The organism is Cytobacillus mangrovibacter (assembly GCF_042865275.1).
Taxonomy (GTDB): domain Bacteria; phylum Bacillota; class Bacilli; order Bacillales; family Cytobacillaceae; genus Cytobacillus; species Cytobacillus mangrovibacter.
In genome coordinates, this window is record NZ_JBIACJ010000003.1 from 393,223 (window position 1) to 413,864 (window position 20,642).

Genomic DNA, 20,642 nt, shown 5'->3' on the forward strand with positions numbered 1-20,642 from the left:
CATCTATTGGAGGAAACAAACATGCAGACGACAGATAGAACATTAGAATTTATGCAAATGGCGATGAAATACATACCAGAGGCAAAACAACAATTTGATGAAGCTGGAATTGAGCTCTCACTAGAAATGATCCAGCCATTTATGACGTTGTTTACGAAAGTGATGAATGAAGCTTACGAAATGGGAAAAGCAGATGCTCTAAAGGAAATAGAATAAGCAGCATATATGTAAGAAAACCGGCATCGATATATTTATCTGAGCCGGTTTTTTTATGTGAAAAAAGATTTTTATTCCGCAAAGATTACTTTTTTAGAAATTGATTAATAATCGGGGTTACTTTTTTATACAAAGGCTTTAATTGATCTGTTGAATGGATGAGAATATCAATATTCTCCATAAGTTCTCCTATGTTGATGTTGTCTAGTAGCTTATGGTTGAATAGAGTAGCTGACTCCGGCTCCTCTTCTTTGTGCATTCTCTCTCTATCAAGAGTTCGAGCTCCGAACAGCCAATCGTTCTGATGATTTCTCTGGATAGCTGATTGGATCTGTTCCTCTTCAATCTCTTGTGAATCTGTTATTTTGTTTATATCACTTCTGTTTGAATGGCCTGAATTAAACATCAAGCGCGAGAATAAATCTGTCTCAGTGTTTGAATGCTCCCTGCCATCATTACTCATGCTTTCATGCCTCCTTTAATCTGTCTATATTAACGTATGAATTTTCAAGTACGTCCGTATAGGCAGGTATGTATAGAAATAATTTCATGAATGAAATTAAATGTTGCTTAGTTATACAAACATTTGATAAAATTAGTACCAAGTCATAATAATTGATAATAATATAAGTATGAGTTAAATTTAGATGATGAGCCCGTGTTAATTAATTATTAGCTATACTCTGAACTAAAGGAGTGGAGTCCATGAATGCAGGAATTATTGGAATCGGAAGATGTTTACCAGAAAGAATTCTCACAAATGCAGATCTTGAGAAAATGGTCGATACATCTGATGAATGGATAAGAACAAGAACTGGAATTGAGGAAAGAAGAATTGCCGATGATGAAACAAATACATCGGATCTTGCCTATGAGGCAGCAAAGAATGCGATTGCAAATGCAAAGATTTCTCCAGAAGAAATCGGTATGATTATTGTTGCGACAGTTACACCTGATCGGCCATTTCCATCTGTGGCTACGATCCTTCAGGAAAGACTTGGTGCTGTTAAAGCAGCAGCAATGGATATTAGTGCCGCATGTGCAGGATTTATGTATGGTATGATAACAGCAAAACAGTTCATTGAATGTGGATCCTATAAACATATTTTGGTTGTTGGTGTGGAGAAGCTTTCAAAAATTACGGACTGGGAAGATAGGAACACAGCTGTTTTATTTGGAGACGGTGCAGGTGCTGTTATCCTTGGTCCTGTTTCAGAAGGAAGAGGAATTCTTTCCTTTGACCTTGGTGCAGATGGGACAGGTGGAAAACATTTATACCAAGAAGAAAACATTATTATGAATGGTCGTGAAGTATTTAAATTTGCTGTACGACAAATGGGTGAAAGCAGTGTTAAGGTTCTAGAGAAGGCCGGCTTGTCTAAAGAGGATGTCGATTTCCTTATTCCGCATCAAGCGAATATCCGAATCATGGAGGCTTCCAGACAGAGACTGGAATTGCCAGTGGAGAAGATGTCAAAGACTGTACACAAGTATGGAAATACATCATCCGCCTCCATTCCCATTTCCTTAGTAGAGGAACTAGAGGCAGGGAAAATTAAAGATGATGATTTAATTGTAATGGTTGGTTTTGGTGGAGGCTTAACTTGGGGTGCAATTGCCCTGCGTTGGGGACGTTAATAACATGAATAAATTTCTCGCGTAAAGGAGATTTAATAAAATGAATAAGAGAAGAGTCGTCGTTACGGGGATTGGTGCTGTGACACCACTTGGAAATGATGCAGAAACGACATGGTCAAATATTATTGCAGGAGTATCAGGAGTAGGCCCGCTAACTAGGGTTAATGCAGATGAATATCCTGCTAAAGTAGCTGCAGAAGTAAAGGACTTTAATATTGAGGACTTTATTGATAAGAAGGATGCACGAAAAATGGATCGCTTCACACATTATGCGGTTGCTGCTTCAATGATGGCAGTGAAAGATGCCAACTTGACGATAAATGATGATAATTCCCATCGAGTAGGGGTATGGGTTGGATCAGGTATTGGCGGCATGGAGACGTTTGAAAATCAATTCGAGACATTTCTAAATCGAGGGTATCGAAGAGTTAGTCCGTTTTTTGTTCCGATGATAATTCCAGATATGGCAACAGGGCAAATATCGATTTCTTTAGGAGCTAAAGGATTCAATTCGTGCACAGTAACTGCTTGTGCAACAGGGACAAATTCCATTGGTGATGCATTTAAAGTGATTCAGCGCGGCGATGCGGATGCGATGATCTCAGGTGGAGCAGAGGCACCAATTACAAGAATGTCTGTAGCAGGCTTCTGTGCGAATACTGCCCTTTCAACTAACCCTGATATAAAGACAGCAAGCCGTCCATTTGATAAAAACCGCGATGGTTTTGTTATTGGAGAGGGTGCTGGCATTGTTGTACTAGAAGAATTAGAGCATGCACTAGCACGTGGAGCACATATCTATGCAGAAATCGTAGGCTATGGCGCCACAGGAGATGCCTATCATATTACTGCACCAGCACCAGCTGGTGAAGGCGGAGCAAGAGCAATGAAAATGGCCATTGATGATGCAGGTCTTAAGCCAGAGGAATTTGATTATATCAATGCTCATGGAACGAGTACCGACTATAATGATAAATTTGAGACATTGGCAATTAAAGAGGTATTCGGTGAACACGCATATAAAATAGCCATTAGTTCAACGAAATCAATGACAGGACATTTACTTGGTGCTGCTGGCGGGATAGAAGCTATTTTCTCTGTCCTTGCGATCAAGGATGGGGTTCTTCCTCCAACAATCAACTACGAAACACCAGATCCTGAGTGTGATTTAGATTATGTTCCGAATGTAGCAAGAAAGAAAGAAATTAATGCGGTCATCAGTAATTCCTTAGGGTTTGGCGGCCATAATGCAACAATCGCCTTTAAAAAATACGAATAGTCTTATATACACTGAGCCAAATCAATTTGATTTGGCTCTTTATTATTACTATTTTTATTTTTATAGGCTCTTTTTAAAAGAATGTTGTTTTTGAATAAGCTTTCTATTTACAAAAAGACTAGTTGATTGGAGCGGAAGGTGCGAGACTCCAGCGGGAGTAGTGGGACAGCTGAGATCCCGCAGGAGCGTGAGCAACGAGGAGGCTCAGCGCCCACCCCGCGGAAAGCGAGCATCCTGGAGCGGAAATCAACCTCTACGAATTCGTGTTAAAAGCAACAATGTTTGCGAAAACAGCCTATTTAAATTAGGAAAAACAAGAACAAATGAAAGAACCCTACCATATTCTGAATATAGAGCAATTGGCTGAACATGAAGCAGGTGGTGGTAGCATGGGGGTAGTTCGAACGGACAAATGGCTTGATGAAGAATTCGAGAAGCCTATGAGGATTTGTCAGAAGTTTATGGAATCCTTTCTAGAAGATAACCCAGATAAAATATACAATTATTTAAGAACATTTGGCATGTACAAACCTAATCGAAAGACATTTGCTAATTATCAGCAAATGAAAGAGTTAAATATTTGGGATTGTGCTGAAAAGATATTTGACAAGTATAAAAAGCAATGGAGAGGACCAGATATCCCCGTGTATATATTCCCAATAGCTTCAAGTAACGGTCTATTTACAAAGCAAGAGAATCGAAAATCAGGAGTAGCTTTTAAGGATAAACTCTTTCTCTTCATATCCCCATTCGAAGATGAACAAGAATTAGAAGCACTTTTTGTTCATGAATACCATCATATATGTAGATTAAAAAAACAAAACAAGCGTTTAGAAGAAGCGACCTTATTAGACTCGATCATTTTGGAAGGTTTAGCAGAGTATGCAGTAGAAACCTGCTGTGGTAAAAAGTACCGTGCAGATTGGTGTAATTATTATACTAGAAAAGAAATAAAAAACTATTGGGAGAAATATATACAAAAGGATATAGATGTTAATAAAAATCAGAGACTGCATGATGAAATTCTTTTCGGATATAAAGGATACCCAAAAATGATCGGATATGCTGCGGGTTATGAGATTGTATCTATGTTTAATAATAAGCGTGAAATAACAATAAGAGATTCATTTTCTCTGGATTCTAAACGATTTCTATTGGAAATGGAGTGAGAATATATTATGCATCAGGCAATGAAAAATGACTTTCTTGCCTGATTTTTTTTATATAAAAAACATAAAGAGTATATGAATTAAATACAATTCAAATTACATAGATTGTTATTAAAAATAGGAATATTTAAAAAACTTCTTGAATTCGTAATGTTTCTGTAATAATATACTATTAAATAATAAAGAAATTCCAATAAGGAGAATTTATTGAAATACTTTACAAATATTTCTCTATATCAAAATATGGAATTTTTTTGGGCAATATTCTTCAAATGATAGCAAAAAATGACAAAGGCTATTATTTTTTAGATGGACGGAGGGTATTATGACTGCATTATTAGAACTGAAAAACTTAAAAACATATTTTAAGAAAGAGAAAGTAATGATTCCGGCCGTTGATGGTGTTGATCTAAAAATACATAAGGGTGAAACAGTTGCATTAGTGGGAGAATCAGGTTCTGGGAAAAGTATCACATCACTATCGATCATGCGCTTAATTCCAAGCCCACCTGGGAAAATTGTTGATGGTGAAATTTTGTTTAACGGTCAAGACTTAGTAAAACTATCAGATAATGATATGTGTGGAATACGAGGCAACGACATCTCAATGATTTTCCAGGAGCCAATGACATCCTTGAATCCAGTTTTGACAATTGGTGAGCAAATCACTGAAGTTCTTATGTATCATCAAAAGCTAACAAAGACTGCTGCAAGACAAAAAGCAATTGAGATGCTTGAATTAGTAGGATTCTCAAGAGCAAAGGCACTGATTGATGATTATCCGCATCGCTTATCAGGCGGGATGAGGCAGAGAGTAATGATCGCGATTGCAATGAGCTGTAATCCGAAGCTGCTTATTGCGGATGAGCCTACAACAGCACTTGATGTGACGATTCAAGCACAGATACTTGATTTAATGAAGGAGCTAAGTAAAAAGTATAATACATCCATCCTCCTCATTACGCATGATTTGGGCGTTGTTTCTGAAATAGCTGATCGTGTAGTTGTTATGTATTGCGGCCAAGTAGTGGAAGAGGCATCTGTCGATGATTTATTTGACGAGCCTATGCACCCTTACACCATTGGATTAATGGGTTCCATTCCATCACTTGAAGGAGATTTGGAACGACTTTATTCCATAGAGGGTACCGTTCCTCCACCCGAACATTTTCCGGCAGGATGCAGATTTGCACCACGTTGTCCTCATGCGTTTGATCGATGCAGAAATGAAGCTCCAACACTAAGAAGAAATGGATCCCGATCAGTTCGCTGCTTTTTGCATGATGGAAAGGAGGCAACAGTATGAATGGAACAAAAGCTGAAATTATTGGTTCAAAGAAGAATACAAATGACTCGGAATACATTTTAGAAGTCAATGAACTAAAGAAGCACTTCCCAGTAAAAGCCGGATTTCTACAAAGAACGGTGGGATCAATTAAGGCAGTTGATGGTCTTTCTTTTAAAGTAAAAAGAGGAGAAACCATTGGTCTAGTAGGTGAATCTGGCTGCGGGAAATCAACTGCAGGAAGAACGCTTATCCGTTTGTATGAACCGACAAGCGGGGAGATTATTTTTAAAGGACGCAATATTTCGAATATAGGTGAGGGTGAGCTTCGCCGTAGTGTTCGAAAAGATATTCAAATGGTGTTTCAAGATCCGTATGCGTCATTGAACCCAAGGAAAACGTTGAAATCCATACTAAGTGAGCCAATGATTACCCATAATTTATACAGTTATAAAGAGAGAAATGAAAAGCTGCAAGATCTCCTTGATAAGGTTGGATTCAATCCATTATTTATTAATCGCTATCCACATGAATTTTCGGGTGGTCAAAGACAGAGGATTGGTATAGCTCGTGCACTTGCTTTAAATCCCGATATGATTATAGCAGATGAGCCTGTATCCGCTCTAGATGTATCCATTCAAGCACAAATTATTAATTTAATGGAAGACTTGCAAGAAGAGCTGAATTTAACATATGTGTTTATCTCTCATGACCTAAGTGTTGTCCGACATATAAGTGATAGAGTTGGAGTGATGTATTTAGGTAAAATCATGGAGTTTGCTAATAAAAGAGATTTGTATGATGAACCTCTTCATCCGTACACACAGGCACTTATGTCAGCCGTTCCTGTTCCTAAGAAAAAAGGGGTAAAGGCGAGGGAAAGAATTATCTTAAAAGGTGATTTACCAAGCCCGGCGAACCCTCCTCAGGGCTGTGTGTTCCACACAAGATGTCCAGCTGCAACCAAATTATGCAGCGAACAGGTGCCAGAATTTAAAGAATTAAAGAAAGATCATTTTGTTGCATGTCATTTATATTAATTAGATGGAAGAGTATTTCTGATATTTTTGTTCAGAAAATTTAAATAATTATTTACTATTAAGTGCTTAAGAACCTATTTAATGGAGCGAAGCATTTAGTATATAAAACCCTTTGAAGGGGGGCGATGCATTACAAACGTTCTCTAAAAATAGGAATTAGATCCAAAAAAATAAACCCAGGGGGGAAACGAATGAAAAAATCAGCATGGTTATTAGTGAGTTTAATGCTTGTATTATCAATGTTCCTTGCTGCATGTTCAGGCGGGCAAAAGACAAATGAACCAGCAGAACCAACAGAGGAAAAGCCGGCAGAAGAAACACCTGTGGCTGAAGAACCTGTAAGCAATGATCCAGTAGCAGGGGGAGACCTAATTATTGGTTCAACAGGCTCACCAACAATGTTTAACACCCTTTATTCAAGCGATGCTTCAAGCTCTGATATTGAAGGAATGATTTTTGATAGTTTAATGGGTTCTGATTTAGAATTCAACCCAGTTACTGATGGTGGATTAGCAGAAAAGTATGAGCCTTCTGAAGATGGAAAAGAATTCACGATTAAAATCGTTGAAAATGCCAAGTTCCATGATGGCGAGCCTTTAGATGCTGATGATGTTGTGTTTACATACAACATTCCATTAAGCCCTGATTATGATGGAGTACGTAAATCTTACTTCGAAAATATTGAAAAAGTAGAAAAAATTGATCAATATACAGTTAAATTCACTCTAAAACAAGTTGATGCACAATTCCCAGTTGTTAGTTTAGGATTCGGAATTCTTCCTGAGCATATTCTTGGTGATGTTCCAATCGCTGACATGGGTGAGCATGAGTTTAACACGAAAAACCCTATCGGCTCTGGTCCATTCAAATTTGAAGAGTGGAAAGATGGCGAGTATGTAAAGGTTGTTGCTAATGATGATTATTGGGATGGCCGTCCATACTTAGATTCTATCACTTACAAAATTGTTCCAGATGCAAACGCAATTCTTGCTCAACTTCAAGCAGGAGATATCCATTACTATGCTGGTATCGCTCAGCCTGACGTTCCAACTGTAGAAAGCTTTGCTGATGCAGCAAACCTACGCTTAGAGTCTGGCTTAGCATTATCTTACACATTCTTAGGCTTTAACCAACGTATTGAAAAATTCAAGGACAAAAATGTCCGTCAAGCGATTACACATGCAATCGATCGTAAAGCGATTGTTGAAAATGTTATGTCAGGACTTGGTGAAGTTGCACACGTTCCAGAAAGTCCATTAAGCTGGGCGTACAATCCAGATGTACCAAAGTTTGAATATGATGTAGAAAAAGCAAAACAAATGTTAGCAGATGCTGGCTGGACTCCAGGTGCAGACGGTATTCTTGAAAAAGATGGCGAAAGATTTACATTTGAATTGAAAACAAACCAAGGAAATAAAGTACGTGAAGATATTGCTGTTATTCTTCAACAGCAATTAAAAGAAGTCGGTATTGAAGTTAAACCTCAAATTGTAGAATTTAGTGCATTAATTGCAGATATCGATCCAGGTGTATGGAACTTTGAAGGAATCGTTCTAGGCTGGAGCCTAGGTGTCGACCCAGATCCAAGTGGTATTTTCCATACGAAAGAAATTGAAGCAGGTCTAAACTTTACTGGCTATTCAAATCCTGAGCTTGATAAGCTAATGGATGCACAGCTTCAAGAGCTTGATAAAGAAAAACGTAAAGAAATGATTGGACAAATCCAAGTAGGTCTTGCAGAAGATCAAGCATACTCATTCCTTTACTACCCAGAAGAATTCCGTGCTGTTCCTAAGAACCTAGAAGGCTATGAATTCCATCCGAAAAACCAAATGTACCACATCAACAAATGGTGGTTAAAAGCAGAATAATAAGTACTATAAAAAAGAAAAAAAGTAAGGGATGCTCACCCTTCCCTTACTTTTCCTTTGCTTAATATTTAATACTTAATACTGAAAATTCTACTGGTTAGATTGAATAGCCGAGTATTTTGAATAAACCGAAAAAATGAGAGGGAGAATAGACGATGGTCTCATACATTATTAGACGAACATTAATGGCTATTCCCTTGTTACTAGGAATTACCATATTATCCTTTGCAATTATAAAGGCTGCACCAGGAGGTCCAGTTTCAATGCTTATGGACCCTAGTATGAAGCCTTCTGATCGAGAAAAATTTGAAGAAAAATATGGTTTGAATGAACCTGTTCATATCCAATACTTCAAATGGCTCGGTAATATGGTTAAAGGTGACTTCGGAAACTCTTTAATCAAGCGTGGAGTACCTGTTAGTGAACTGATTATGAATAGGCTTCCAAATACATTATTATTGATGCTAGTTTCGACTATATTGGCAGCTTTGGTCGCCATTCCCTTTGGGATATATTCGGCGATGCGGCCGTATACGAAGCTTGATTACACAGTAACAGTTGGTTCATTCTTAGGTGTTGCAACACCTAACTTCTGGTTTGGGTTAATGTTAATTATGGTATTATCCGTTAACCTTGGCTGGTTCCCAACAGGTGGAGTATCCACATTGAATGCACCATTTAGTATTTGGGATCGAATTCACCATTTAATTCTTCCTGCGTTTGTTCTAGCAACAGCAGATACAGCTGCCTTAACACGTTATACAAGATCTTCGATGCTTGATGTGTTAAAGCAGGATTACATCCGGACGGCAATGTCAAAGGGTTTTAAAGAGAAGAAGGTCGTTCTAAAGCATGGATTAAGAAATGGGATGATCCCAATTATCACTTTATTCGGACTTATGCTCCCATCTTTCATTGGCGGAGCTGCCATTACTGAGAAAATATTTGCATGGCCAGGTATTGGTTCATTATTTATTGACTCTGCATTCCAAAGAGATTATCCAGTTATTATGGCATTAACAGTCGTTTCAGCCATTTTGGTAGTTATTGGAAATTTATTAGCAGACATTTTATACGCGATTTTTGATCCGCGTATTGAATATTAAGGAGGGGTTATCATGTCACAGAGCAATGTGGAAATTTCACAAGAGGAATTGCAACTAAACCCCAATTTAAAAGTTAAGCCTGATACATTAACAAGAATATTTTTTCGGAAGTTTATGATGAACAAACTTGCTGTTATCGGGGCTATAGTTTTGATCCTGATCATTTTAGCAGCAATATTTGCACCATTTATTGCACCATACAGTTTTGAACAGATGAACTTAATAGACAAGCTTAAGCCTCCGAGCAGCGAATATTGGCTTGGAACTGATCGATATGGTAGAGATATTTTTACACGTTTATTATATGGAGGACAAATATCTTTACTAGTAGGCTTTGGATCAGTAGCAGGAGCATTAATTGTTGGTGTGACAGTAGGTGCACTCGCCGGTTATTATGGTGGAATCATCGATGCGATTCTAATGAGGTTTGTTGATATTGTAATCTCAATTCCTAGCTTTTTCTTATTAATTACAATCGTTACAATTTTTAAGCCAAGTGTTGGTAATTTGATTCTCATCTTTGCATTAACGAGTTGGACAAGCACAGCACGTCTTGTCAGAGGAGAGTTCTTAACGCTTCGATCAAGAGAATTTGTCCTTGCATCTAAGACAATCGGAACCAAATCATACAAAATTATTTTTAGTCATATTTTGCCAAATGCAATGGGGCCAATTATCGTATCTGCAACATTACTAGTAGGGTCAGTTATCTTGGCAGAAGCTGCACTCAGTTACTTTGGATTAGGTATTTCACCTCCGACAGCCACTTGGGGCAACATGCTTCAAGATGCACAGAACTTTACAGTAATGACGACAGCACCATGGTACCCATTCTTCCCAGGATTGCTCATTTTATTGACCGTTCTATCCTTTAACTTTATCGGTGATGGTCTGCGTGATGCCTTAGATCCTAAATCAATTAATTAAAACAAAGGTTATGTAGAACAAAAAGTCTCCTCTATGAAGGGGACTTTTGTTGTTTTACAAGGTTAGCAACTGACTCTTCTTCTAATTTAGGAATAATTTTACTTCTGACTGCCCATACTGAATGACAAATAGTTTGTTGAAGTGGGGGTAAAAAGATGTTATATCTTCATGACGTTTGGGTGAATTGGTTTGAAGGTGAAGAAAATGGCTACAATGTTTGCCACTTTCATGAATGGCGCAAAGATGATGGTGTAGAATTGCTTGACCAGGTACCACTTATAAAAATTGATCCCATTTTATTTAATTACATTGAAAATGACTTATCAGAACTGCCTCAACAACTTTTGGATGACATTTATCAAAAGGCATATTTAAGAAAAAATCATGAACGTGTTCAATTGGAATATTGCTTTGTTGTATCAGATGGTGTTGGAATACTAGCTGTTGATACGATTGGTTATAATATTCCGATTCGTAAAAGCAGACTTATTCCAAGGCAGGAACAGCTTGCCTATGAAATGCTTGATAATCATGATCCTATTTCCTATTCATTCAATGACCAAAGAGCATTAAAAGATTTCCATATTCTCTCGCCTTCACCTGAGCTAATGAATGGTTTGACAAGAAAGGAAAGACAGCTTAAGCAATTATTGTTCATGGCACTAGATCAATTATTTTCTTCGAAAAATGTGGCAGAAGTGCGTTATTGGTATACAGAATGGAGTCCAGAGTTTTATGCGGAAATTCAGCAAATGGAATTTAATGAGGCATGGCTTCAGCTTTTTGAACAAAGTAAATACGGATGGACAAGCAAGCATGAGCAATTTTGTGAAAATCTAATTAAAGGTCAGCCATTCTTTGAAAAGCTATGGGAGATGGAACATGGACCGAAAGTAAATTAAAAAGGAGCTAGAATTAGCTCCTTTTTAATTTATCTTCTTTTTCGTCCCAACCCCATAGCGTTTTCCATTTTCTTCAGCATTTTATTTGCAACGACTTGTGCTTTTTCAGCGCCGCGGTCAAGAATTTCATCAAGCTCACTAGATTCCATTAGCTCAGCATATCTTTCTTGAATCGGTTTAATTTCATTAATCACTACTTCTGCTAAGTCTGCTTTAAAGTCTCCGTAGCCTTTTCCTTCATATAATCTTTCGAGTTCGCTTATTTCTTTTCCAGAGAATATGGAATAAATGGAAAGAAGATTGGAAACTCCTGGCTTGTTTTCTTTATCGTATTTAACAATCCCTTCTGAATCCGTAACAGCACTTTTAATCTTCTTTTCAATTTGCTTTAGATCATCCAGCAATCGAATAGATGCTTTCGTGTTTGGATCAGATTTACTCATTTTCTTTGTCGGTTCTTGTAAGGACATGATGCGTGCGCCAACTTTAGGAATGCGTACTTCAGGAATGGTAAAGATATCATTATATTTTTTATTAAATCTTTCAGCTAAATCACGAGTTAATTCGATATGCTGTTTTTGATCTTCGCCAACAGGAACAAGATCTGTATTATACAACAAGATATCAGCAACCATTAATGGAGGATAAGTTAAAAGTGCAGCTGAAACAGCATCTTTTCCAGCTGACTTATCTTTGAATTGTGTCATTCGTTCTAATTCACCGATATAGGAGATACATTGCATCATCCATCCAGCTTGAGCATGTGCCGGTACTTCTGATTGAATAAATAGGGTAGCCTTATCAGGATCAATCCCTACAGCTAAGTAAAGTGCAGCAAGACTGCGGATATTCTTCCTTAACTCAAGTTTGTCTTGTGGTACAGTAATCGCATGTTGATCAACAATGCAAAAATAACAATTGTATTCATTTTGTAATTCGACGAATTGCTTTAGAGCACCAATGTAATTCCCAAGTGTAATAGTACCGCTAGGCTGGATGCCAGAAAATATAGTTTTCATTATGTTCCTCCTTGTTATTGGCTAAAAGAAGTAGTCCTTGAATGGGATCTTATACTTTAGACGTGTATCTTCCTATAAGATAAACAGGTGTAGCAAAAAATAAACACAAAAAAGACCATTCGTTCCCTAAAAATAGGGACGAATGGTCCGCGTTGCCACCCTAATTACTCAAAATTGAGCCACTCTATAACCATGCAAAAAATTGCATGGAACCCTCTATAACGTGAGGTAACGTCATCAGACAGCTCAAAAGTCCATTCGATTTACCCGGTTGCTTGTTTTCACCATCCACAAGCTCTCTTAAAAACCGAAAATAAATGTACTACTCTTTATCATAGCCATTGCTTTTATTATATTAAATGTAATATTATAATATTTGGGTGTAAAAATCAATCTTTTTACAAATTGAGACATTCTTCTCTAAACTGTCGGTCTGTTTAGTTGAACAAGCCTTAATGGACGAAGTAATAAAAAGAGCGATTGATTTTTCTCCATAACAGGTAATTTTCTTATAAATTATTATATGAAAATATGCGAAAAATCACGAAAAATGACGAATTTAAAATTTTTTTTATGACTTATAAACACTTATTACATAAGTATTTTTTAAAAAATTTGATTGCTAGATTGCTATATAACAGAGAAAACCTACTTGCAATAAATTTTTAAACTATTTATAATAAACCTAACAAACGAATTCTTTACGAAATTGTTACAAATTTTACGAAATAATAACAACGCGAAATTTGGGGAATTTATTATAGTAGAATAAGAGTAAGAATAACAAACGTGTGTAATCTTTTGACTGCTTGTCATGATAAAAGGAATTACACTATGTGAGTACATCACTTACTTTTTGAGTTACTAGCAGATAGTCTGCTTATTTTTTCACCTAAAATTTACAGACTATTTAAGTAATATACCCACAGCGTACAGTTGTGTTTTGTGAATGAAATAAGTAAAGAACGTTTGGGTAAATAAATATAGGGGGTTTCATCCGTGAAGAAAAGATTATCGATCTTTTTTAGTATGTTGCTAGTTCTTAGCATGTTCCTTGCAGCTTGTGGCGGCAAAGATGATGCTGACAGCGGCGAGAAAAGCGGCGACAAAGACGCTGGAAAGTCTGATGTAGCGCAAGATTTAAGTGTGAATATCAACTCTGAACCACCATCTTTACACCCAGGATTAGCAAAAGATTCTACTTCTGGTACAGTACTTCGTCAAACATTCGAAGGACTTACTCGTGTTGGACAAGATGGCAAGCCTCATGAAGCAGCAGCAGAAAAAATTGACATTTCAGAAGACCAAACTGTTTATACTTTCACATTACGTGATGCACAATGGTCTAATGGTGACCCTGTAACTGCTAAAGACTTTGAATACGCTTGGAAATGGGCGTTAGATCCAAATAACCAATCTGAGTACGCATACCAACTTTATTATATTAAAGGTGGAGAAGATGCTAACTTAAATGGTGGATCAATGGATGATGTTGGTATTAAAGCAGTAGATGAGAAAACTCTTGAAGTTACATTAGCTAACCCAACTCCATTCTTCTTAGAATTAACAGCTTTCTATACTTACTTACCAATCAACAGCAAAATTGCTGAAGCTAACCCAGAATGGGCTAATGATGCTGGTGATGATTATACGTCTAACGGACCTTTCGTTATGACTGAATGGTCTCACAGTGACAAGATCCTTCTTAAAAAGAATGAAAAGTACTGGGATGCTGAAACTGTAAAATTAGAAAATATTGAAATGATTATGATTAACGATCCAAATACTGAATTATCTATGTTTGACAACGGTGAGCTTGACTGGGCTGGAGCGCCAACTGGTGCACTTCCAACTGATGCAATGCAAGCTCTTAAAGATCAAGGCACATTAGTAACACAATCAATTGCTGGTGTTTACAACTACAAGTTTAATACTACTGAAGGTCCAACAGCTAATGTAAATATCCGTAAAGCACTTGCACATGCAATGAACCGTCAAGAACTAATTGACAACATTCTTCAAGGTGAACAATTACCGGCTATGGGTATCGTCCCACCATCAATGTTCCCTGAAAATGAAAAAGGTTATTTCCCTGACAATGATGTTGAAGCTGCAAAAGAATTTTTACAAAAAGGTTTAGAAGAGCTTGGTTACAAAGATGCTTCTGAGCTTCCAGCGATCGTACTTTCTTACAACACATCTGAAGCACATCAAAAGATTGCACAAGCAATCCAAGATATGTGGAAGCAAAACCTTGGTATCGAAGTAACTCTTGATAACCAAGAATGGGCTGTATACCTAGATAAAGTACATGCTCTTGACTATCAAGTTGCACGTATGGGCTGGTTAGGCGACTTTAACGATGCAATCAACTTCCTTGAAATGTACCGTGATGCCGATGGTGGTAACAATGATACTGGATGGGAAAGCAAAGAATTCCAAGATTTACTTGCTAAATCTGCAACTGAAGGCGATGCTGATGCACGTCAACAAATGTTAAAAGATGCAGAAGCAATCTTCATGGAAGATATGCCAGTTGCACCAATTTACTTCTACACAAACAACTGGGTACAAAATGAAAGCTTAAAAGACGTTGTTGTTTCTGGTCTTGGTGATGCTCAATACAAATGGGCGTATTTTGAATAAAAATAGCTAATAGACGAAAGGTATATGGGGTATTAATATCCCATATACCTTCGTTTCGGCTTTGATGAAACTGTTTAGCTCCAAGTACTGCCGATTCTAGGTATAAGTCAATTCCTTTCAAAAGGAAAGAACACCTTGTGTAAGGAATTGACTTATGCTTGATGCAGATAATCGGCTGCTTGACGCTTTTCGTATTAAATTGGAGGTGTTAGTCAATGGCGAAATATATTGGAAAGCGCTTACTGTACATGCTTATATCTTTATGGTTGATCATTACAGCAACGTTTTTCTTCATGCGCATTGCACCGGGAAACCCATTTACATCTGAGAAACAGCTGCCTCCCGAGATTGAAGCCAATCTAAATGCTCACTATGGCTTGGATAAGCCTTGGTACGCACAATACGGGGATTATTTATTGAAGGTAGTAAAATGGGATTTTGGTCCATCATTTAAGTATAAAAGTCAAACGGTTAATGATTTAATTAGTGAAGGTTTTCCTGTATCATTCGTACTTGGTATGGAAGCAATCTTTTTAGCAGTTGCCTTTGGTCTCATTCTAGGTATTATAGCTGCATTAAGGCATAATAAATGGCAGGATTACACGGCGATGATTATTGCAGTAGCAGGTATTTCCGTTCCATCCTTTATTATGGCAACCTTTTTACAATATTTCCTAGCAATTAAAATGGGGATATTCCCAGTAGCTCGTTTTGAAACATTTATGCATACTGTCCTGCCAGCTCTGGCATTAGCTTCAACACCGATGGCATTTATTGCCCGATTAACTCGTTCAAGTATGTTAGAAGTAATGAGTAATGATTATATTAAAACAGCGAAGGCAAAAGGTCTTAGCCAAGGGGTTATTACCGTAAAGCACGCAATCCGTAATGCACTTTTACCTGTTGTAACATATATGGGGCCATTAACTGCAGGGATTTTAACAGGAAGTTTCGTTATCGAAAGAATCTTTGGTATTCCTGGTTTAGGTGCTCACTTCGTTACAAGTATTACAAACCGTGATTATACGGTTATTATGGGTGTGACAGTGTTCTATAGTATTATATTGCTCGCATCTATTCTCCTTGTTGACATCGCATACGGAATCATCGACCCACGAATCAAACTTGCCGGTGGGAAGAAAGGAGAGTAAATTATGCAGATCTCGAAAGATAAATTCCAACTCGTTGGTACAAAAATTTCTGAAGCTGAAAAAATCTCAAAACCTAGTCTTTCTTTCTGGAAAGACGTATTTATCCGATTCCGAAAAAATAAGCTTGCTATGTTTGGATTAATATTATTAGCAATATTAATCTTTATGGCAATCTTTGGACCATACATGACTGAATACGATTATCGAACAAACGACTTAACAAATAAAAACCAAGCGCCATCTTCTGAGCACTGGTTTGGCACCGATGACCTTGGACGTGATGTTTTCGCACGTACATGGGAAGGCGCACGAATTTCTATCTTCATTGGGGTTGCTGCTGCACTTATTGATTTATTCATTGGTGTATTATGGGGCGGTATCTCAGGTTATAAAGGCGGACGTACAGACGAAATGATGATGCGTTTTGCAGACGTTCTATACGGAGTTCCTTACCTATTGTTAGTAATCTTATTAATGGTTGTACTAGGTCAAGGACTAGGAACGATGATTCTTGCAATGACCATTACTGGGTGGATCAATATGGCTCGGATTGTACGTGGACAAGTATTATCATTAAAGAGTCAAGAGTATGTACTAGCAGCTAAGACACTTGGTGCAAATACGAATCGAATTATGTTAAAACATTTAATTCCAAACTCAATGGCACCAATTCTTGTTACGATGACATTAACAATCCCAAATGCTATTTTTACTGAAGCATTCTTAAGCTTTATCGGGTTAGGCTTAACACCGCCACTTGCCAGCTGGGGAACAATGGCAAATGACGGACTGCCTGCTATTAGATACTATCCATGGCGTCTATTTTTCCCTGCAGTATTTATCAGTTTAACGATTTTTGCGTTTAATGTTGTTGGAGACGGCTTACGTGACGCACTAGACCCAAGACTTCGCAAATAATTCGAAAAGCGGAGGCGGCTTGCTAGAGGGGCGACAAGCTTAAGGCGAGCTGGTAAGAAGACTGTACTTTAGTCTTCTTGGCAGATTGACTTAAGACCTCGAGGCCCTAGACGCCGTAGTTAGACAAGGGAGTGAGAATATGGAAAAAATACTTGAAGTAAAAGATTTAGAAGTCTCATTCCAAACTTATGGAGGATCAGTTAAAGCGGTTCGTGGTGTAAGCTTTGACCTTCATAAAGGTGAGACACTTGCCATTGTAGGTGAATCAGGGTCTGGTAAGAGTGTAACCTCCCAGACGATTATGAAATTAATTCCCATGCCTCCTGGCAAAATTTCTGGCGGTCAAATTCTCTTCAATGGAGACGATATTGTACCTAAAACAGAAAAACAAATGGAAAAGATTCGTGGAAAAGAAATTAGCATGATCTTCCAAGATCCTATGACATCTCTGAACCCAACGATGAAAATTGGCACCCAAATTATGGAGGGCTTAATTAAGCATCAAAATATGTCTAAGCAAGCGGCAAAAACACGTGCTGTGGAATTGCTTACACTTGTTGGGATTCCAATGCCAGAAAGACGTGTTAATCAATATCCTCATGAATTTTCTGGTGGTATGAGGCAGCGTGCAATGATCGCCATTGCACTAGCAGCTAATCCTAAGCTATTAATCGCTGATGAACCGACAACAGCATTGGATGTTACGATTCAGGCGCAAATTCTTGACTTAATGAAGGATTTGCAAAGCAAAATGGATACATCGATTATTTTCATTACTCATGACCTTGGTGTTGTTGCAAATGTTGCTGACCGTGTAGCAGTTATGTATGCAGGACAAATTGTTGAAATGGGTACAGTTGATGAAATTTTCTATGATCCACGTCATCCTTACACATGGGGATTATTAGCATCCATGCCTAGTTTGGATAATGATAACAAGGCAGAACTTGCTGCGATTCCTGGTACACCACCAGACTTAACAAACCCGCCAAAGGGCGATGCGTTTGCAGCTAGAAATCAATTCGCACTTGCGATTGATTTTGAAGAAGAGCCGCCAATGTATCAAATTTCTGAGACACATTTTGCAAAAACATGGCTTCTTCATCCAGATGCACCAAAGGTTGAGCCGCCTGAAGCTGTGAAAAAGCGGATACGTCAATTATCCTCTACATTTGATCAACCTGTCCTTGTGAAGGAGGGTAAATAGAAATGGCTGACAAATTATTAGAAATTAAGAATTTAAAGCAGCATTTCGATGTTGGAAAAGGAAACGTAGTAAAAGCTGTTGATGGAGTTACCTTTGATATTTTTAGAGGGGAAACATTAGGGCTTGTAGGTGAATCAGGATGTGGTAAATCCACTACTGGTCGTACCATTATCCGTCTATACGATGCTACAGATGGTCAAGTTCTTTTTAATGGCGAAGATGTTCACGGGAAGAAATCTGCGAAGGAACTAAAAAAGTTTAATCGTAAAATGCAAATGATCTTCCAAGATCCTTATGCCTCACTTAATCCGCGTATGACTGTCTCAGACATCATTGCAGAGGGTATCGATATCCATGGTCTTGCAAAAGACAAGAAAGAGCGGATGGAACGAGTGTATGAGTTATTGGAAACAGTTGGCTTAAATAAAGAGCATGCCAATCGTTACCCACATGAATTCTCCGGTGGTCAAAGACAGCGTATTGGAATTGCTCGTGCACTAGCTGTTGACCCAGACTTTATCATTGCTGATGAGCCAATCTCAGCGCTTGACGTTTCTATTCAGGCACAGGTTGTTAACTTGATGAAGAAGCTTCAGCGTGAAAAAGGATTAACATACTTATTTATTGCCCATGATCTTTCAATGGTTAAGTATATTAGTGACCGTATCGGTGTAATGTATTTTGGAAAGCTAGTTGAGCTTGCAACAGCAGAGGACCTTTACAACAACCCAATGCATCCGTATACTCAATCATTATTATCAGCGATTCCACTTCCAGATCCTGAAACAGAGCGAACACGCACACGTAAATCATATGATCCGAAAGTTCATAATTATAGTGATGATGAGAAACTTGAAATGCGTGAAATTGCCAATGGTCATTTTGTTTACTGTTCTGAGAAAGAAGAAAAGCAATATAAAGCACAATATAAGAAATAAGAAAAAACGATCTCAAAATGAGATCGTTTTTTCTTATTTCCTTTTACCGCCGACAGCTTTCCAACCGACCTGTACCTTTGCAGATTGATCGACAAATTCTGTTCTCTTTTTCCCGCCAAATAGGCTGTTTCCAATGCCATTTGTAATGACACCGATTGTAGCTGTTAAACCTACAATTAGTAATGCAACAATGATTAAATCAGTTATGTATCCACCCATGATAAACCCCCATTATTCTATTCACAATAAGATTGAAAGTATCAAAAGTATTCTCCTATCCCTATTGTATTAGAATTTTCAAAGTATTGAAAGGGGAAAAACAATAAATCGGTCATTTGATTATGACTTTTTTGTATGTTAATTTTATTAAAACTAAGGCTCTTTACTAAAAAGTTAGATGTTTATTGAACAAATGGTGTGAATGAGAACCGTTGGCAAATTTGGTTGATTGGAGCGGAAGGTGCGAGACTCCTGCGGGAGCGGTGGGACAGGTGAGACCCCACAGGTGCTTTAGCACCGAGGAGGCTCACCGCCCACCCCGCGGAAAGCGAGCATCCTGGAGCGGAAATCAACCTCTACCAATTAGTTTCTCATTAGCAACAATGTTTGCGAAAACAGCAAAAACTAAAAAGGAGAGATCATGATGAATTGGTATGAAAAGCTCAATCAATATTTCCCTGTTGAGGAAATGAAATCAAAAGAGCATATGGAAACATTATTAAAGGAACACCCTGAAGATTATCATAAGGATGAAGGCCCGTATCATGTCTTAATGTATGCTGAACTTGATAGCTTTGTATTCATTGATTATTTATACATCTCTAAAGAATCACGCGGACAAGGCTTGGGACATCAATTACTGGAGAAACTTAAGAAAAAAGAAAAGCCAATTATTTTAGAAGTTGAGCCAATTAATTATGAAGATACAGATACAGAAAAAAGGCTGCGGTTTTATAAAAGAGAAGGCTTTGAGCATGCTAGTTCCATTGGATACAGAAGACGTTCGCTTGCCACTAAAGAAATGAATGAAATGGAAATACTGTACTGGGCACCAAATAATGAAAGTGAGGAATTAGTCTTTAAAGCCATGCAAAAGACATATGAAATGATTCATACGTATCGTGACACCCATTTTTACGGGGAATCATACCAGCCAGTTGATGAGGTACTTACTTTTGAAAAGGATAAAGCTGGTGAAGATATATTAGATGAAATTTAATGTCTTTCATGGTCAGAAATGTTTTCGTTTCTTGCTTTTAATTGAGAAACGAAAAAAACTTTTCGTATAAATGAAACTTTTTTGCTCCTCATACGTCTTATATTATAGGTT

19 protein-coding genes and 1 other annotated feature are annotated in these 20,642 nt (G+C 37.7%); of the genes, 16 read left to right on the top strand and 3 right to left on the bottom strand.

Annotation, left to right across the window (positions count from 1 at the left end; genetic code table 11):
- Positions 1-21 precede the first annotated feature (21 nt).
- The gene (locus tag ACFYKT_RS08325) at positions 22-216 is read left to right on the top strand and encodes a ComZ family protein (RefSeq protein ID WP_389218319.1); all 195 of its coding nucleotides are present in this window, start codon (positions 22-24) and stop codon (positions 214-216) included.
- Positions 217-301: 85 nt separating this feature from the next.
- Here the strand turns inward: ACFYKT_RS08325 and ACFYKT_RS08330 are convergent, their stop codons facing one another.
- A complete protein-coding gene (locus ACFYKT_RS08330) occupies positions 302-679 on the bottom strand; it encodes a hypothetical protein (RefSeq protein WP_389218148.1) in 378 nt (125 codons plus the stop codon).
- Between the two features lie 242 nt (positions 680-921).
- On the opposite strand from ACFYKT_RS08330, the gene ACFYKT_RS08335 reads away from it, so the two are divergent.
- The 9 genes from ACFYKT_RS08335 to ACFYKT_RS08375 all read left to right on the top strand — a co-directional run bounded on the left by ACFYKT_RS08335 (position 922) and on the right by ACFYKT_RS08375 (position 11,433).
- Complete coding sequence (locus tag ACFYKT_RS08335; RefSeq protein ID WP_389218151.1) at positions 922-1,854, top strand: beta-ketoacyl-ACP synthase III; 933 nt, start codon at positions 922-924, stop codon at positions 1,852-1,854.
- Between the two features lie 40 nt (positions 1,855-1,894).
- Positions 1,895-3,133 carry a beta-ketoacyl-ACP synthase II gene (fabF, locus tag ACFYKT_RS08340; protein ID WP_389218154.1) on the top strand — a complete coding sequence of 413 codons (1,239 nt, stop codon included), beginning with the start codon at positions 1,895-1,897 and terminating at the stop codon, positions 3,131-3,133.
- A 389-nt stretch (positions 3,134-3,522) separates the two neighbouring features.
- Positions 3,523-4,302: a DUF2268 domain-containing protein gene (locus tag ACFYKT_RS08345; protein WP_389218157.1), complete on the top strand. Its 780-nt coding sequence runs from the start codon at positions 3,523-3,525 to the stop codon at positions 4,300-4,302.
- Between the two features lie 325 nt (positions 4,303-4,627).
- Entirely contained in the window at positions 4,628-5,608 is a 981-nt protein-coding gene (locus tag ACFYKT_RS08350; RefSeq protein WP_389218159.1) for an ABC transporter ATP-binding protein, read from the top strand.
- Positions 5,605-6,627: an ABC transporter ATP-binding protein gene (locus tag ACFYKT_RS08355; protein ID WP_389218162.1), complete on the top strand. Its 1,023-nt coding sequence runs from the start codon at positions 5,605-5,607 to the stop codon at positions 6,625-6,627. The genes ACFYKT_RS08350 and ACFYKT_RS08355 overlap by 4 nt, the downstream gene beginning before the upstream one ends.
- 191 nt (positions 6,628-6,818) lie before the next feature.
- A complete protein-coding gene (locus tag ACFYKT_RS08360) occupies positions 6,819-8,498 on the top strand; it encodes a peptide-binding protein (protein WP_389218165.1) in 1,680 nt (559 codons plus the stop codon).
- A 155-nt stretch (positions 8,499-8,653) separates the two neighbouring features.
- A complete protein-coding gene (locus ACFYKT_RS08365; protein ID WP_389218168.1) occupies positions 8,654-9,604 on the top strand; it encodes an ABC transporter permease in 951 nt (316 codons plus the stop codon).
- A gap of 12 nt (positions 9,605-9,616) precedes the next feature.
- On the top strand, positions 9,617-10,531 hold the full coding sequence (gene opp4C, locus ACFYKT_RS08370) for an oligopeptide ABC transporter permease (protein ID WP_389218170.1): 915 nt from the start codon (positions 9,617-9,619) through the stop codon (positions 10,529-10,531).
- A 155-nt stretch (positions 10,532-10,686) separates the two neighbouring features.
- Positions 10,687-11,433 carry a YjbA family protein gene (locus tag ACFYKT_RS08375; protein ID WP_389218173.1) on the top strand — a complete coding sequence of 249 codons (747 nt, stop codon included), beginning with the start codon at positions 10,687-10,689 and terminating at the stop codon, positions 11,431-11,433.
- Between the two features lie 29 nt (positions 11,434-11,462).
- On the opposite strand, the gene trpS is transcribed toward ACFYKT_RS08375, so the two are convergent.
- On the bottom strand, positions 11,463-12,452 hold the full coding sequence (gene trpS, locus ACFYKT_RS08380) for a tryptophan--tRNA ligase (protein ID WP_389218176.1): 990 nt from the start codon (positions 12,450-12,452) through the stop codon (positions 11,463-11,465).
- Between the two features lie 131 nt (positions 12,453-12,583).
- Positions 12,584-12,797: a binding site (T-box leader), on the bottom strand.
- Positions 12,798-13,451: 654 nt separating this feature from the next.
- Between trpS and ACFYKT_RS08385 the strand changes: the two genes are divergently transcribed.
- From ACFYKT_RS08385 to ACFYKT_RS08405, 5 genes are all read left to right on the top strand, one after another.
- Positions 13,452-15,098 carry a peptide ABC transporter substrate-binding protein gene (locus tag ACFYKT_RS08385; RefSeq protein WP_389218179.1) on the top strand — a complete coding sequence of 549 codons (1,647 nt, stop codon included), beginning with the start codon at positions 13,452-13,454 and terminating at the stop codon, positions 15,096-15,098.
- 215 nt (positions 15,099-15,313) lie between these two features.
- Entirely contained in the window at positions 15,314-16,249 is a 936-nt protein-coding gene (locus tag ACFYKT_RS08390) for an ABC transporter permease (RefSeq protein WP_389218181.1), read from the top strand.
- Positions 16,250-17,167 carry an ABC transporter permease gene (locus ACFYKT_RS08395; RefSeq protein WP_389218322.1) on the top strand — a complete coding sequence of 306 codons (918 nt, stop codon included), beginning with the start codon at positions 16,250-16,252 and terminating at the stop codon, positions 17,165-17,167. It abuts the gene before it with no gap.
- A gap of 139 nt (positions 17,168-17,306) precedes the next feature.
- On the top strand, positions 17,307-18,374 hold the full coding sequence (locus tag ACFYKT_RS08400; RefSeq protein WP_389218184.1) for an ABC transporter ATP-binding protein: 1,068 nt from the start codon (positions 17,307-17,309) through the stop codon (positions 18,372-18,374).
- 2 nt (positions 18,375-18,376) lie between these two features.
- Positions 18,377-19,312, top strand: a complete 936-nt coding sequence (locus tag ACFYKT_RS08405; RefSeq protein WP_389218187.1) for an ABC transporter ATP-binding protein — start codon at positions 18,377-18,379, stop codon at positions 19,310-19,312.
- A gap of 33 nt (positions 19,313-19,345) precedes the next feature.
- On the opposite strand, the gene ACFYKT_RS08410 is transcribed toward ACFYKT_RS08405, so the two are convergent.
- Entirely contained in the window at positions 19,346-19,531 is a 186-nt protein-coding gene (locus ACFYKT_RS08410; protein ID WP_389218194.1) for a hypothetical protein, read from the bottom strand.
- 424 nt (positions 19,532-19,955) lie between these two features.
- On the opposite strand from ACFYKT_RS08410, the gene ACFYKT_RS08415 reads away from it, so the two are divergent.
- Positions 19,956-20,531 (top strand): GNAT family N-acetyltransferase, encoded by a 576-nt coding sequence (locus ACFYKT_RS08415; RefSeq protein WP_389218197.1) that lies wholly within the window; start codon positions 19,956-19,958, stop codon positions 20,529-20,531.
- The last annotated feature ends 111 nt before the right edge of the window (positions 20,532-20,642 follow it).